The 14,632-nt window shown below is 61.3% G+C and carries 14 protein-coding genes and 1 tRNA gene; 12 read left to right on the top strand and 3 right to left on the bottom strand.

Going from position 1 to position 14,632, the window contains the following annotated elements:
* Nucleotides 1-3: 3 nt before the first annotated feature.
* The 8 genes from nuoN (at nucleotide 4) to G6N74_RS07180 (ending at nucleotide 8,611) form a co-directional block, all read left to right on the top strand.
* Nucleotides 4-1,440: an NADH-quinone oxidoreductase subunit NuoN gene (nuoN, locus tag G6N74_RS07215; RefSeq protein ID WP_165115855.1), complete on the top strand. Its 1,437-nt coding sequence runs from the start codon at nucleotides 4-6 to the stop codon at nucleotides 1,438-1,440.
* Between the two features lie 4 nt (nucleotides 1,441-1,444).
* A complete protein-coding gene (locus tag G6N74_RS07210) occupies nucleotides 1,445-2,272 on the top strand; it encodes a biotin--[acetyl-CoA-carboxylase] ligase (RefSeq protein ID WP_165115853.1) in 828 nt (275 codons plus the stop codon).
* Between the two features lie 20 nt (nucleotides 2,273-2,292).
* On the top strand, nucleotides 2,293-3,963 hold the full coding sequence (locus tag G6N74_RS07205) for a ribonuclease J (RefSeq protein ID WP_165115851.1): 1,671 nt from the start codon (nucleotides 2,293-2,295) through the stop codon (nucleotides 3,961-3,963).
* Nucleotides 3,964-4,070: 107 nt separating this feature from the next.
* Nucleotides 4,071-4,475, top strand: coding sequence for a methylmalonyl-CoA epimerase (mce, locus tag G6N74_RS07200; RefSeq protein WP_165115849.1), 405 nt, complete (start codon nucleotides 4,071-4,073; stop codon nucleotides 4,473-4,475).
* A 3-nt stretch (nucleotides 4,476-4,478) separates the two neighbouring features.
* Nucleotides 4,479-4,760 carry a DUF1467 family protein gene (locus G6N74_RS07195; RefSeq protein WP_165115847.1) on the top strand — a complete coding sequence of 94 codons (282 nt, stop codon included), beginning with the start codon at nucleotides 4,479-4,481 and terminating at the stop codon, nucleotides 4,758-4,760.
* A 556-nt stretch (nucleotides 4,761-5,316) separates the two neighbouring features.
* Entirely contained in the window at nucleotides 5,317-6,645 is a 1,329-nt protein-coding gene (gene proS / locus G6N74_RS07190) for a proline--tRNA ligase (RefSeq protein ID WP_165115846.1), read from the top strand.
* Nucleotides 6,642-7,925: a lipoprotein-releasing ABC transporter permease subunit gene (locus tag G6N74_RS07185; RefSeq protein ID WP_165115844.1), complete on the top strand. Its 1,284-nt coding sequence runs from the start codon at nucleotides 6,642-6,644 to the stop codon at nucleotides 7,923-7,925. The genes proS and G6N74_RS07185 overlap by 4 nt, the downstream gene beginning before the upstream one ends.
* A gap of 2 nt (nucleotides 7,926-7,927) precedes the next feature.
* A complete protein-coding gene (locus tag G6N74_RS07180; RefSeq protein WP_165115842.1) occupies nucleotides 7,928-8,611 on the top strand; it encodes an ABC transporter ATP-binding protein in 684 nt (227 codons plus the stop codon).
* A gap of 274 nt (nucleotides 8,612-8,885) precedes the next feature.
* On the opposite strand, the gene lipB is transcribed toward G6N74_RS07180, so the two are convergent.
* Nucleotides 8,886-9,626, bottom strand: a complete 741-nt coding sequence (gene lipB, locus G6N74_RS07175; protein ID WP_165115840.1) for a lipoyl(octanoyl) transferase LipB — start codon at nucleotides 9,624-9,626, stop codon at nucleotides 8,886-8,888.
* Nucleotides 9,627-9,891: 265 nt separating this feature from the next.
* Between lipB and G6N74_RS07170 the strand changes: the two genes are divergently transcribed.
* The 3 genes from G6N74_RS07170 to G6N74_RS07160 all read left to right on the top strand — a co-directional run bounded on the left by G6N74_RS07170 (nucleotide 9,892) and on the right by G6N74_RS07160 (nucleotide 12,077).
* Nucleotides 9,892-9,976: transfer RNA gene (locus G6N74_RS07170), tRNA-Leu, on the top strand.
* A gap of 142 nt (nucleotides 9,977-10,118) precedes the next feature.
* Nucleotides 10,119-11,537 (top strand): magnesium transporter, encoded by a 1,419-nt coding sequence (gene mgtE / locus G6N74_RS07165; RefSeq protein WP_165115838.1) that lies wholly within the window; start codon nucleotides 10,119-10,121, stop codon nucleotides 11,535-11,537.
* A 153-nt stretch (nucleotides 11,538-11,690) separates the two neighbouring features.
* Complete coding sequence (locus G6N74_RS07160) at nucleotides 11,691-12,077, top strand: MerR family transcriptional regulator (RefSeq protein ID WP_165115836.1); 387 nt, start codon at nucleotides 11,691-11,693, stop codon at nucleotides 12,075-12,077.
* Between the two features lie 31 nt (nucleotides 12,078-12,108).
* Here G6N74_RS07160 and G6N74_RS07155 read toward each other — a convergent pair whose 3' ends face one another.
* Nucleotides 12,109-12,588: a methyltransferase family protein gene (locus G6N74_RS07155; protein ID WP_165115834.1), complete on the bottom strand. Its 480-nt coding sequence runs from the start codon at nucleotides 12,586-12,588 to the stop codon at nucleotides 12,109-12,111.
* Between the two features lie 114 nt (nucleotides 12,589-12,702).
* A complete protein-coding gene (locus G6N74_RS07150; protein WP_165115832.1) occupies nucleotides 12,703-13,680 on the bottom strand; it encodes a heparan-alpha-glucosaminide N-acetyltransferase in 978 nt (325 codons plus the stop codon).
* A gap of 81 nt (nucleotides 13,681-13,761) precedes the next feature.
* On the opposite strand from G6N74_RS07150, the gene G6N74_RS07145 reads away from it, so the two are divergent.
* Entirely contained in the window at nucleotides 13,762-14,592 is an 831-nt protein-coding gene (locus G6N74_RS07145) for an aldo/keto reductase (RefSeq protein WP_165115830.1), read from the top strand.
* The last annotated feature ends 40 nt before the right edge of the window (nucleotides 14,593-14,632 follow it).

Below are 14,632 nucleotides of genomic sequence, written 5' to 3'. Positions count from 1 at the left end.
CACATGACGCCGGAACTATACTCGAGCCTCTCGCTGGCCCTGCCGGAACTGATCATCGCTGGCGGCGCGCTGGTGCTGCTTATGATCGGCGTCTATTCGGGCGAGCGGGCCAACAGCACGGTGACCGGGCTCGCCGTTGCGATCCTGATCGGCGCGGGCGCGTGGATGCTGCTGTTCGGCGGTACGGGCAAGGCGTTCGGCAATGTCTTCGTCAGCGACCCGTTCGCGGTATTCATGAAGGTCTTGATGCTGATCGGCTCTGCCGTGACGCTGGTCATGTCGGTCGGCTTTGCCAAGGCTGAGAAATTCGACAAGTTCGAATATCCGGTACTGATCCTGCTCTCGACCGTCGGCATGATGCTGATGATCTCGGCCAACGACATGATCACGCTCTATCTCGGTCTCGAATTGCAGTCGCTGGCGCTTTATGTCGTCGCTGCGATCAACCGCGACAGCGTGCGCTCGACCGAAGCCGGCCTGAAGTATTTCGTCCTCGGCGCGCTGTCGTCGGGCATGCTGCTCTACGGCATCTCGCTGGTCTACGGCTACACCGGCCACACCGGCTTCGACGCGATCGCCGCAACACTGTCGGGCGCCGACCGCCAGCTTGGCCTGGTCTTCGGCCTGGTGTTCGTGCTTGCCGGCGTTGCCTTCAAGATTTCCGCCGTGCCATTCCATATGTGGACGCCGGACGTCTATGAGGGCGCGCCGACGCCGGTGACGGCCTTCTTTGCGTCTGCGCCGAAGATGGCGGCGATGGCGCTGATGGTGCGCATCACCATGACCGCTTTCGAGCCGATCGCCGCCGACTGGCAGCAGATCGTTGTTTTCATCTCCATCGCTTCGATGGTGCTGGGTTCGTTTGCCGCCATCGGCCAGAAGAACATCAAGCGGCTGATGGCCTATTCGTCGATCGGCCATGTCGGGTTCGCGCTGGTCGGCCTTGCCGCCAACACCGAGACCGGCGTGCGCGGCGTTGCCATCTATATGCTGATCTATCTGGTGATGACGCTTGGCACCTTCGCCTTCATCCTCGCCATGCGCCGCAAGGATGGCAATGTAGAGCAGATCAGCGATCTCGCCGGCCTGTCCACGACCAACCCGATGATGGCGACCATCCTGACCATACTGATGTTCTCGCTGGCCGGCATTCCGCCGCTCGCGGGCTTCTGGGCCAAGTGGTACGTGTTCCTCGCCGCCATCAACGCCAACCTCTATGCGCTCGCGATCATCGGCGTGCTGGCCTCCGTGGTGGGCGCATATTACTATCTGCGCATCATCAAGATCATGTGGTTCGATGAGCCGGTCGGCGGCTTCCTGCCGATGGCCGGCGAGTTGCGGCTGGTGCTCGGCGCTTCCGGCGCGTTCGTCCTGTTCTACGTCTTCTTCGGCGGGCCTGTCGGGCGCGTGGCGGAAGCCGCAGCCAAGACGTTCTTCTGACGGCATGGGGTTCCAGCTCGCTCCGACCGCAGCAGCCGAAGGCTTTCGCCTCGAAGCGCACGACACTGTCAGCTCGACCAACATCATCGCCTTGGAGCGAGCGCGGGAAGGGGACCAGGGCAAGCTCTGGATCGTCTCCAAGCGACAGGAAAGCGGACGGGGCCGTCGCGGTCGCGTCTGGGTAACGCCCGAGGGCAATCTCGCCGCGACGCTGCTGTTGATCGTCGGGCGCGACCTGAAGACGGCAGCTACACTTGGCTTCGTTGCCGGCCTGGCCCTTGCTGATGCACTGAATGCCGTCGTGCCGAATGCGCGCATTGCCATCGCGCCTGATGGCGCCAGCGGCGAGTGCAGCAACCGTTTCGAATTGAAATGGCCTAACGACGTGCTGGCCGATGGCGCCAAGCTCTCCGGCATCCTGCTTGAGTCCTCCATGCTCGACAATGAGCGCGCCGCCCTTGCCATCGGCATCGGCGTCAATGTCGTCGCTTACCCGCAAGACGTTCCCTATCCCGCGACATCGTTGAAGGCGCTGGGTGCGACCTGCGATGCGGAGACCTTGTTCCTGGCCCTGTCGGACGCCTGGAGCGACAATATGCGGCTGTGGAACGAGGGGCGCGGACTGGATCAGATACGCCAGCGCTGGCTTTCGCGTGCCGCCGGCCTCGGCGGGCAGGTTGCGGTGCGGGTCGACGGCAACGTGGTGCGTGGTGTATTCGAAACCATCGACGAGGACTGCCGCTTCGTCATTCGCGACGACAGCGGCGCGATCCAGAAAATTGCTGCCGGCGATGTGCATTTCGGTGCGGTTGCGTCGGCCGGCGCGGCCTGAACGGCCTGAGAGGAAAGAGAATGGCGAAATCGCGAGAAGCCGAACTCGTATTCGCGCCGCTGGGCGGCGTGGGCGAGATCGGCATGAACTTCGCGCTTTATGGCTTCGGGCCTGTCGACAAGCGCGAGTGGCTCATCGTCGATGTCGGCGTGACATTCCCGGATGCGACTCTTCCCGGCGTCGATCTGGTGCTGCCCGACACGCGTTTCATCGAAGGCGAGTTGCATAACCTGCGCGGCATCGTCATCACGCACGCGCATGAAGATCACTACGGCGCGCTGCTCGATCTCTGGCCGCGCCTGAAGGCGCCTGTCTGGATGACGCCGTTTTCTGCCGGCCTGCTGGAAGCCAAGCGGCAATCCGAAAGCGGCGCGCCGAAGGTGCCGGTGACGATCTACCGAGCCGGCGAGACTTTCACTGTCGGACCGTTCACGGTCGAGGCCATCCCGGTCAGCCACTCCATTCCCGAGCCGGTCTCGCTGGCGATCACCACGCCGCTCGGCACTGTCATCCACACCGGCGACTGGAAGATTGATCCCGCTCCGGAGATCGGCCCAAAGACCGACGAGGCGCGGTTCCGTGCGCTCGGCGACAAGGGCGTGCTGGCGCTGATCTGCGATTCCACCAACGCGCTGCGCGAGGGCGACTCGCCGTCCGAGCAGGCTGTGGGCGAGGGCATTCGCGGCGTTATCGAGCAGGCGCCGGGGCGTGTCGCGGTCACCACCTTCTCGTCCAATGTCGGCCGCATCCGTTCCATCGCCGAGGCCGCGCGGGACACCGGCCGACAGGTTCTGCTGCTTGGTCGTTCGCTGAAGCGCGTCGTCGATGTCGCCTCGGAGCTTGGCTATATGGACGGCCTGCCGGAATTCGTCTCCGAGGAAGATTACGGCTACATTCCGCGCGAAAACCTCGTCGTCATCTGCACCGGCAGCCAGGGCGAATCGCGCGCAGCCCTTGCCAAGCTGGCGCGCGACGAGATGAAGACCGTGGCGCTATCGCCGGGCGACATCGTCATCTTTTCCTCGCGCACCATTCCGGGCAACGAAAAGGCCATTCTCGAGATCAAGAACCAGCTCATCGACCAGGGCATGAAGATCATCGAGGATAGCGACGCGCTGGTGCATGTGTCGGGCCATCCGCGGCGCAGCGAATTGCGCCGCATGTATGAGTGGACGCGTCCGCGCATTGCCGTGCCGGTCCATGGCGAAGCAGCGCACCTCGTGGCGCATGGTTCGCTCGCCTCTGCCTGCGGCGTGCCGGAAGTCGCGCAGGTGCGCGACGGCGACATGCTGAGGCTCGCGCCCGGTGCTGCCGAAATCATCGACCAGGTGCCGTTCGGCCGCGTTTACAAGGACGGCAAGCTGATCGGCGACGACGAGACGGTCGGTATTCGTGATCGTCGCAAACTGTCCTTTGCCGGTCACGTCGCCGTCAATGTCGTGCTCGACGACAAGTACGAACTCTCCGGCGATCCCGATATCGTCGCGATCGGCGTGGCCCGAACCGACCAGCGGGGCGAAGACATCGAAGACCTGATGCTGGATGCGGCAATCGGCGCGGTCGACTCCATACCCCGTCAGCGCCGAAAAGACCTCGACCTTGTCCAGGAAGCGGTGCGCCGCGCCGTTCGCTCGGCCGCCAACGAAGCCTGGGGCAAGAAACCGCTGGTGACGGTGTTCGTCACGAGGTGAGGAATTAAGGGAGTAGGGGAGTACGGGAATAGGGGAGTAGGAAAAGAACAAATGCCCTATTCCCCTACTGCCTTACTCCCCTATTCCCCTACTGATCGGAGCACCCAATGCTGGGACGTTTGAACCATGTCGCCATCGCGGTGCCGGATCTCGCCGCTGCAAGTGCCGTTTATCGTGACACGCTGGGTGCGACGCTGACCGAGCCTCAGGCGCTGCCGGAGCATGGCGTGACGGTCGTGTTCATCAACACCGGCAACACCAAGATCGAATTGCTGGAGCCGCTGGGGCAGGGGTCGCCGATCGCCGCCTTCCTGGAAAAGAACCCGTCTGGCGGCATGCATCACATCTGCTACGAGGTCGATGACATCCTCGCCGCGCGTGACCGCCTGAAAGCTGCCGGTGCGCGCGTGTTGGGCGATGGCAATCCCAAGATCGGCGCGCATGGCAAGCCGGTGCTCTTTCTGCATCCCAAGGATTTCCTCGGCACGCTGGTCGAGTTGGAGCAGGTATAAGCCATGAGCTGGATTTCAGTCGCCGCTATTTACTTCATCATCTGGTGGACGGTGCTTTTCGCCACCTTGCCCTTCGGCGTGAAGACGCAGGACGAGAGCGATAATGTCACGCTCGGAACAGTGCCAAGTGCGCCCGGACGTCCGCACATGCGGAAGACCGTCATTCGCACGACGATCGTCTCGCTCATCATCTTCGGTATTTTCTATTACGTCACCAAGGTCATGGGCCTTGGATTCGACGATATTCCGAGCCTGGTGCCGGAATCTATCCTGAAGGCGGGTTAACCCCATCGTCCGATGGTTGCTGCCATTGCGGCGGCCCAGCCATTACTCGAATATATGACAATTTCAGTCTAGTATTTAAGATAAACGGCAGTTAAGCTGCAGCAATCCTTCGCGCCTGACGGGTCTGAAGGAAGTCGGCTAAGTTGTTGACTGCACAAAAAAAATGCAAGGCACAAGGCCTTGCAAATTAAACGCGTCCGATCTGCTTTCCGTCACCGGCGGCTGCGTATTATCGCGCCTAGATCGCATCCTCCCAAGACTTTGACCGCGTAGGAGGGCAGATTTTGCTCCGCCCTCTCAGTTATCGAGGCACACTAGACCAAGCTGCGATGAATTGTCACTAACAATTTTGCGTAAATAGCCCACTACATGTGCTGCACTGCACAATAAACGCGCAGTCTTTGCTCGAAAAGCCGTCAGGCCGGTTTTGCGAGGGTGCGGCGGGAGGTCCGGGTTTCAATTCCGCCATGAAATGGCTATGAAGCGCAGGCAGGCAACACTGCGTCGGTGCCGATTCCGGCATTGATCTGCTTCTCTTTCTTTTATGGACTTCTACATGCGGCTATCGCGCTATTTCCTGCCCATCCTTAAAGAGAATCCCCGCGAGGCCGAAATCGTCTCGCACCGGCTGATGCTGCGTGCCGGCATGATCCGCCAGCAGGCTGCGGGCAGCTTTTCCTGGCTGCCATTGGGCAAGCTGGTTCTCGACAAGATCTGCCGCATCATCCGCGAAGAACAGAACCGCGCCGGGGCGCTGGAAATCCTGATGCCGACCATCCAGTCGGCCGACCTGTGGCGCGAAAGCGGCCGCTATGACGACTATGGCGACGAGATGCTGCGCATCAAGGACCGCAACAAGCGCGACATGCTGTTCGGTCCGACCAACGAGGAAATGGTCACCGAGATTTTCCGGTCCTATGTCAGGACCTACAAGGACCTGCCGCTGAACCTCTACCACATCCAGTGGAAGTTCCGCGACGAGCGGCGCCCGCGCTTCGGCGTCATGCGTAGCCGAGAATTCCTGATGAAGGACGCCTATTCCTTCGACCTCGATTTCGAGGGCGCGAAGGCTGCCTACAACCGCATGTTCGTTTCCTACCTGCGCACCTTCACGCGCCTGGGCCTGAAAGCCATTCCGATGCGCGCCGATACCGGTCCGATCGGCGGCGATCTCTCACACGAATTCATCATCCTGGCCGACACTGGCGAAAGCCAGGTCTATTGCCATCGCGACTTCCTTGAGTTGCCGGTGCCCGGCGAGGACACCGATTTCACCAATGACGGCGAGATCGGCGGCATCGTCAAGCAGTGGACGACGCCCTATGCGGCGACCGACGAAATGCACGACGAGGCCGCGTGGGATGCGATCGGCGAGGGTGAGCGGCTTTCGGCGCGTGGCATCGAGGTTGGCCACATCTTCCACTTCGGCGAGAAATATTCGAAACCGATGGGCGCCAAGGTCACCGGGCCCGATGGCAAGGACCATTTCGTTTCGATGGGTTCATACGGCATCGGCCCGAGCCGCCTGATCGCGGCGATCATCGAGGCTTCGCATGATGAGGCCGGCATCATCTGGCCGGAATCGGTCGCGCCCTTCGATATCGGCCTGATCAACATGAAGGTCGGCGACGCCGAATGCGACCGTGTTTCCGAGGAGCTCTATGCGGCTCTCACGGCGGCGGGCAAGGACGTGCTCTACGACGATACCGACCAGCGGCCGGGCGGCAAGTTCGCCACCGCCGACCTGATCGGCCTGCCGTGGCAGCTGATTGTCGGTCCGCGCGGCGTTGCCGCCGGCGAGGTCGAGATCAAGAACCGCCGCACCGGCGAGCGTGAGACGCTGCCGATCGCAGAGGCCACGAAACGCTTCGGGATCGCCGGATGAGCAAAGTCGCGGCCAAGCCGGCGGGCGCCGGGCCTTTCTCGGTCTTCGAACGCATGGTCGCGTGGCGCTACCTGCGCTCGCGCCGCAAGGAGACGGTGATCTCGGTCATCGCCTCGATCTCGTTCTTCGGCATCATGCTGGGCGTCGCGACGCTCATCGTCGTCATGGCGGTGATGAACGGCTTCCGCGCCGAACTGCTCAGCCGCATTCTTGGCATAAACGGCCATCTCATCGTCCAGCCGATCGATACGCCGCTGGACGACTATGCCGCGGTCGCCGGCCGCATCAACGGTGTTGCCGGGGTGAAATACGCCATCCCGCTGATCGACGGCCAGGTCCTGGCGCAAGGTGAGGTCGGTGCCGGAACAGGCGCTCTGGTGCGCGGCATACGCGGCGAGGATCTCGGCAAGATTCCGCTGGTCGCCAACAACATCAAGCAAGGCTCGCTGGTCGGTTTCGACACCAGCGAGGGCGTGGCGATCGGCCAGCGCATGGCCGACAATATGGGGCTGGCGCTCGGCGATTCCATTACGCTTATCTCTCCCGACGGCGACATCACGCCGATGGGAACGACACCGCGCACCAAGGCATATCCGATCGTCGCGATCTTCGAGGTCGGCATGTCGGAATATGACACGTCGATCGTCTATATGCCGCTTTCCGAAGCGCAGCTCTATTTCAATCTCGAAAACCGGGCCCAGACAATCGAGGTCTTCGTCGACAATCCCGACGCCGTCGACACCTTGAAACCGGCGGTGGAAGAGGCGGCGCAGCGGCCTGTCTTCATTTCCGACTGGCGCCAGCGCAATGAGACGTTCTTTTCGGCACTTCAGGTCGAGCGCAACGTCATGTTCATGATCCTGACACTGATAGTGCTGGTGGCCGCGCTCAACATCATTTCCGGCCTGATCATGCTGGTGAAGGACAAGGGCCGCGACATCGCCATATTGCGCACCATGGGCGCAACGCGCGGCGCGGTCATGCGCATCTTCCTGATGACAGGGGCGGCGATCGGTGTCACGGGCACGATTGCAGGCGTCATTCTTGGCATTGTCGTCTGCCTCAACGTCGAATCGATCCGCCAGTTCTTCTCGTGGATTTCCGGCACGGTGCTGTTCAATCCGGAGCTCTATTTCCTCAGCAAGCTGCCGGCCAAGATGAATTTTGACGAGACGGCGACGGTCGTGGTGATGGCGTTGGTGCTGTCCTTCCTGGCAACGCTGTTTCCGGCATGGCGAGCGGCCAAGCTCGATCCGGTCGAGGCGCTGCGGTACGAATGACAATGGCAGCCAACGTGATTATCGAATTGAAGGGCGTCGAGCGCCACTATGTGCAGGGCTCGCGCAAGCTGACCATCCTCAACGGCGTGGATTTCTCGCTGAAGCGCGGCGAGATGGTCGCGCTGGTGGCGCCGTCGGGTGCGGGCAAGTCTACTCTCCTGCATACGGCGGGCCTGCTGGAGCGGCCGGACGCTGGTGACGTGATCCTCAGCGGACGTGCCTGCGGCCGTCTCTCTGACGACGAGCGCACCGCCATACGCCGCAATGACATCGGCTTCGTCTATCAGTTCCACCATCTGCTGCCGGAATTCTCGGCGCTCGAAAACATCATGATGCCGCAGCTGGTGAAGGGCCTGCCCAAGGCCGAGGCGAGCGCCCGCGCGGCCCAACTTCTTGACTACATGCAGATCGGCAAGCGCGGCCACCACAGGCCGTCCGAGCTCTCCGGTGGTGAACAGCAGCGCGTCGCCATCGCCCGCGCCGTCGCCAACGCGCCGCTCGTGCTGATGGCCGACGAGCCGACCGGCAATCTCGATCCGGTAACGGCAGGCTATGTCTTCGATGCACTGTCGGCGCTGGTCAAGCAATCGGGACTTGCCGCGCTGATTGCCACCCACAACCACGAACTGGCCGCGCGCATGGATCGGCGCGTGACGCTTTCGGACGGCAAGGTCATACCTTTCTGAAAACCTGTTGACGGCCAGTCGGCAGGCAATTGCCGTAACCCTTTGTTAACCCTCGGAACTTTTCCGGCTCTCGTGACTTATCGCGGGAGAGGAAAGATTATTGACTTATGAACGAAAAAGGAACAAATTAAGAACATAAAGAAAACAGGAGAATGTTATGACTGATCTGGTTCAGGATGTCGTCTCACTGGTTTGCATGAGCACGTTTCTTATTTCCATGGCGATGTGGATAGGCGCACTTTGATTGCGCTGCCGCGGCCGGCAATTCCGCAATTCAGCCGGCCTTGCGAAGACCTTCGGCGGCAATCGCCGCCGGACCGAATACCGTCTCGAAAGCCGATTTGAGTGCTACGTCGAGGTCTGCCATCGTAACCGGCAGGCCGAGATCGACCAGGCTGGTCACGCCGTGATCCGAGACGCCGCACGGCACGATACCGCTGAAATGGTTCAGGTCCGGCTCGACATTTATGGCGATGCCATGAAAGCTGACCCATCGTCTGAGACGGATGCCGATTGCAGCGATCTTGTCTTCGGCAGGTGAGCCGTCCGGCATCGCCGGGCGATCCGGTCGCACCACCCAGACGCCGACGCGATCCTCGCGCCGTTCGCCGCGGACATTGAAGCGATCCAGCGTGCCGATGATCCATTCCTCGAGCGCTGCCACAAAGGCGCGAACGTCTTCGCGCCGGCGCTTCAGGTCCAGCATGACATAGGCCACGCGCTGGCCAGGGCCGTGATAGGTGTATTCGCCCCCGCGGCCTGCATTGAAGACCGGAAAGCGGTCCGGCTCGACGAGATCGCTTGCCTGCGCGCTGGTGCCGGCCGTGTAGAGCGGGGGATGTTCCACCAGCCAGACCATCTCGCCGGCGGAGCCATCGCGAATCGCTGCGGCGCGCGCCTCCATGAAGGTGAGGGCGTCTTCGTAAGCCGTCAGGCCGGGTTCGATTCGCCATTCGACGGGCGGCGAATTGGGTGTGGCTTTGAACGAAGTTTCGATCTGGCTGCGTTGCGTCATGGCTGGGTCGGTTGGCCTTGCTGCGGGTCACCATCATATGGCGGCTGGCGGGCAAAAGGTCCAGTTTCCTTTGTAGCCGCCATTGGCGGCAAAGATGCGGTTCTCCACATGACGCAGGGGCAGGAAAGGGGGCGGATTCGCCCAGAATCCCGCTCTTTCATCGAAGTGTCAAACAAGCGTCGAATAATCGGTTGAGTGCACTTGTTTCGCCGGAAACGATTTGCTACATGCCGCTGGCCGGTTCCGACCGGCTCCTTCGTGACGTGCGGTCGTGGCGGAATTGGTAGACGCGCAGCGTTGAGGTCGCTGTGGGGCAACCCGTGGAAGTTCGAGTCTTCTCGACCGCACCATCACTCTCTCCCTGACATTGCCAAGATTGTCGGTTCCTTCTGTCTTGCGGCAGGGAAGGGCGCATTTCGTTTGATATTCCAGCGCGTTCTGCTTTAGACCTGCCATAGACGATTTCCCGAAATCACAGAGCAAGGGGCAGGTTTGGAAGGCCAGGACGAACACACGTCAGGCGCTACCGCGCAGCCCCATGACCACGCCGATATCTACGGCGAGGACGGCGTTGTCCGTGCGTCGTTCCTTGCCCATGTCGGCGCGGCGATTGCCGATCGCGATACGCTGGCGCTCAAGGAGGATGTCGGAAGCCTCCATCAGTCCGAACTTGGTGATCTTCTCGAGGCGCTGCTGCCGGAGCAGCGGCGCGCACTGGTCGATCTCATGGGCAGCGATTTCGATTTTTCGTCGCTTACCGAGGTCGACGAAGCGATTCGTCTCGACATCGTCGACAATCTGCCCAACGCGCAGATTGCCCAGGCCGTCCAGGAACTCGATTCGGACGATGCCGTCTATATTCTGGAAGATCTCGACCAGGAGGATCAGGACGAGATTCTGGCGCAACTGCCGTTCACCGAACGGATCAGGCTGCGCCGCTCGCTCGACTATCCGGAAGAATCGGCCGGCCGGCGCATGCAGACGGAATTCGTCGCGGTGCCGCCGTTCTGGACCGTTGGCCAGACGATCGACTATATGCGCGACGACAAGAACCTGCCCGACAGGTTCAGCCAGATATTCGTCATCGATCCGACCTTCAAGCTCCTCGGCGCGCTCGATCTCGACCAGATCCTGCGTTCCAAGCGCTCGGTCAAGATCGAAGACGTCATGCACGAGACGCGCCACGCCATTCCGGCCAGCATGGACCAGGAAGAGGCCGCGCACGAGTTCGAACAGTACGATCTTCTGTCTGCTGCCGTCGTTGACGAAAATGAGCGGCTCGTCGGCGTGCTGACCATCGACGACGTCGTCGACGTGATCCAGCAGGAAGCCGAGGAAGATCTGCTGCGCATGGGCGGTGTCGGTGACGAAGAGCTTTCCGACAGCGTGCTCACCGCTTCGCGCTCGCGCGTGCCCTGGCTTCTCGTCAACCTGTTCACGGCTTTTCTGGCAGCGTCGGTCATCGGCCTGTTCGACCATACGATCGAGCGCATCGTGGCGCTCGCCGTGCTGATGCCTATCGTGGCGGGGATGGGCGGCAATGCCGGCTCGCAGACGATGACCGTGACGGTGCGTGCATTGGCGACGCGCGATCTCGATATCTACAATGCCGGCCGCATCATCCGTCGCGAGATGGGCGTCGGTTTCATCAACGGCATCATCTTCGCTGTCCTCATCGGCATCGTAGCCGCCACCTGGTTCCAGGACCCGAACCTTGGCGGCATCATTGCCGCGGCCATGGTCATCAACATGTTCGTGGCAGCCCTTGCCGGAATTCTGATCCCGCTGTTGCTGGATCGCTTCGGTGCCGATCCGGCCGTGGCTTCCGCCGTGTTCGTTACGACCGTTACCGATGTCGTCGGCTTCTTTGCCTTTCTCGGGTTGGCGACCTGGTGGTTCGGCGTGACCTGAAGATCATTTCGATCACGCCCCCGTGATCGATTGACTTTTACGTAAATGCCGTGCCAAGATTCCAGCTTGGAGTCGCGCTTGTGGAGCATCGGATTTCTTCGAAAACCGCTATCCACTTTTTCGGGCCGATGCTCTGGCGAGAATGGAACTGCCATGCGGGAATATTATTCGATCACCGAACTGACCCGCGAGTTCGATATTTCGACGCGCACCTTGCGGTTCTACGAGGATGAAGGGCTTATCCAGCCCGTCCGGCGTGGGCGTACGCGCCTGTTCCGCCCGACCGACCGCCATCTGGTCAAGCAGATCATGCGGGGAAAGCGGCTTGGGTTCTCAATCAACGAAATCCGCGAAATCATCCAGATGTACAAGGAGCCGCCCGGCGAAGTCGGCCAGCTCAACCTGATGATCAAGCGAATCGAGGAAAAGCGCGAGGACCTGCGTCAGAAACGCCGCGACCTCGAAGAGACGCTTGCCGAACTCGACCATGCCGAGGAAGCATGCGTGGAGCGCCTGGTCGAATTGGGTGTGACGACTTAAAGGCGAGTCGAAGCCTCTACCTACCGTTCCTTCAAATCCAGCGCCGGATGCGCTTGGCATAATCGCGGTACTTCTTGCCGAAGCGCGCCATCAGGTGCTTTTCCTCGCGCTCTATGGCGAGTTTCTGGGTGGTGAAGGCAGCCACCAGCGCCAGCAGGAAAAACCAGACGATGCCGGTTATCAGGCCAACGCCGATCATCAGCAGCGTGTTGCCGAGATAGATCGGGTTGCGGGTGAAAGAGAAGGCACCACCCGTCACAAGGTGATCTGCGCCCTTGTGAGGCTTGATCGTCGTGTTGCCCTGCTTCAATGCACGCATGGCCGAAATGTAGAGAGCAATCGTGCCGGCGACGGCAAGCCATCCGAGCGCGAACAATATGTCGGGGAGTATGCCGGACGGCAGCCACGGCAGCGGATAGAGCAAACCCAGCGCGATGCTGATGGCGATGGCCACGAGATAGATGATCGGCGGCCATGGTATGCGGTTCGGCGCCGTGTGGATGTCCGTCATTGCGTTCCTCCTCCCTAGAGCAATTCCAGGAAAAGTGTGTAACGGTTTTCCGGCCGGAATTGCGTAAAAACAAATACTTAGAGCAGTTCGGCGTTCTGTTGAAGCTGAACTGCTCTAAGGGCTCGCGTTTTCGGTCTCTGCCGTGCAGTAGCCGGCGCTGTCATTCACCTTGTCGCGCAGTTCCTGCGTCTGTTTTCCGGCGAAGAGCGCGTCCAGTGTGTCCTTTTCCAGCGTATCGAGCATGCAGGCGCAATAGCGCGTGCAGAATTCGGCGTCGCGCGTCTCCTGGCAGGTTCGTTCGCAGGAGGTGCGGAACTGCACCTCCTTGGTGGGAATGTCAGCCGGCATGACCTGTGAAAACAGCCAGATGCAGGCGATCAGCACCGGCTGGTGGATGAGGTAGAAGGCGAGGCTGTGCCGGCCGGCGAAGGTCAGCGGCTTCGACCACGATCCGAGAGAAATTCCTGCCAATCGCGCAAACAGCCCGGAGGATGTGGCGAGCCTGGCCGCGACGATGCCGAGCAGGACCGCGCCGAACCACGGAAACAGCGGGACGTAGTCGTTCGAGCGCGGATTGACGGACGACAGGCCGACCCACCACCACGCCGGATGATCGAAGAAGGGGGTTCGCAGGAAGTTCGGTGCGGCGATCACCGCTACCGCCACGACCAAAGTGAGCAGCGTCGGCAGCCGCAGGAACAGAAGTCCAAGCAGGCTTGCCAGCGCGATCTGGTGCAATATGCCGAAGAAAATCAGGTCGTCCGGCACGGCAAAGTAGGTGATGACGGAGATGGCGGCAGCCGCGCCCGCCACCATGGCGAAGCGGCGCCAGAACCCTTTCCAGCGAATGCCCTTGCCATGCGCCAGGAAAAGGCTGACGCCGACGAGGAACAGGAAGCTCGAGGCGATGCAGCGCGCAAACAGCTTCCAGCCGCCAAAGGCCGTCAGGCCGGGCTCGGTGTAGCCGAAGAATCCGAGATCCCAGGTGAAGTGGTAGATCGCCATGGCGATCAGGGCGAGGCCGCGCGCCAGGTCGAGCGCATCTATACGGCGTGATTTTGGTTGCTGAAGTGGTTCTGAGTCTGGAAGCATGCGTGATGTTGCGGTTCGTTTGATTATCGTTCAACCGTTAGCACGGATCATAACGACGAAAGAATGGAATTGGAGAATGCCATGCACAGCGTAAACGCCAATGGCGCGCAAATTCCCGCGCTCGGTCTCGGAACATGGACGCTTTCAGGCGACGACTGTGCCGAGCTCGTGCTGCGCGCGCTGTCGGTCGGCTATCGCCACATCGACACGGCAGCCGCTTACGGCAACGAGAAGGATGTCGGCGTCGGCCTTCGTGCTTCGGACGTTGCGCGCGACGATGTTTTCGTGACGACGAAGGTGTGGTGGACGGACATCGCGCCGGGAGATCTGGAGCGCTCGACCGAGGCCAGCCTGAAGCATCTCGGCCTCGATCAGGTCGACCTGCTGCTGATCCACTGGCCGAACCCGAAAATTCCGCTGGCGGGCTCTATCAAGGCGCTGAACGCTGTGAAGCGCAGCGGCCTTGCGCGCCATATCGGTGTCTCGAATTTCCCGACAGCACTGCTTTCGCAGGCGATTGCGCTGTCGGAGGAACCGCTGGTTGCCAATCAGGTCGAGAACCACCCCTATCTCGACCAGCGGAAGGTCTATCGCCTGTGCCGCGACAACGGTATGGCGCTGGTTTCCTATTGCCCGCTCTATCGCGGTGGCGACCTGTTTTCGGAAAACGCGATCCGCGATGCTGCCGCCCGTCACGGCAAGACGCCGGGCCAGATCGTGCTGCGCTGGCACGTGCAGCAGGAAGGCGTGGTCGCCATTCCGCGCACGACGAAAATCGCGCGGCTATCGGAAAACATCGCCATCTTCGACTTTGCCCTGTCGACCGAAGAGATGGTGGCGATCTCTGCTCTCACCGGCCGCAATTCGCGTCTTTGCGATTTCGGGTTCTCGCCGGAGTGGGACCGGGTGTAGCTCGCCTCGGGTTTCGCCCTACGTTGCCCCCCTCTGGCCT

The sequence above is a fragment of the Mesorhizobium zhangyense genome, from assembly GCF_011045115.1.
Classification (GTDB): Bacteria; Pseudomonadota; Alphaproteobacteria; order Rhizobiales; family Rhizobiaceae; genus Mesorhizobium_M; species Mesorhizobium_M zhangyense.
The sequence above is the reverse complement of the archived record's forward strand: the minus strand, read 5'-3'. Positions and strand labels throughout refer to the sequence as shown.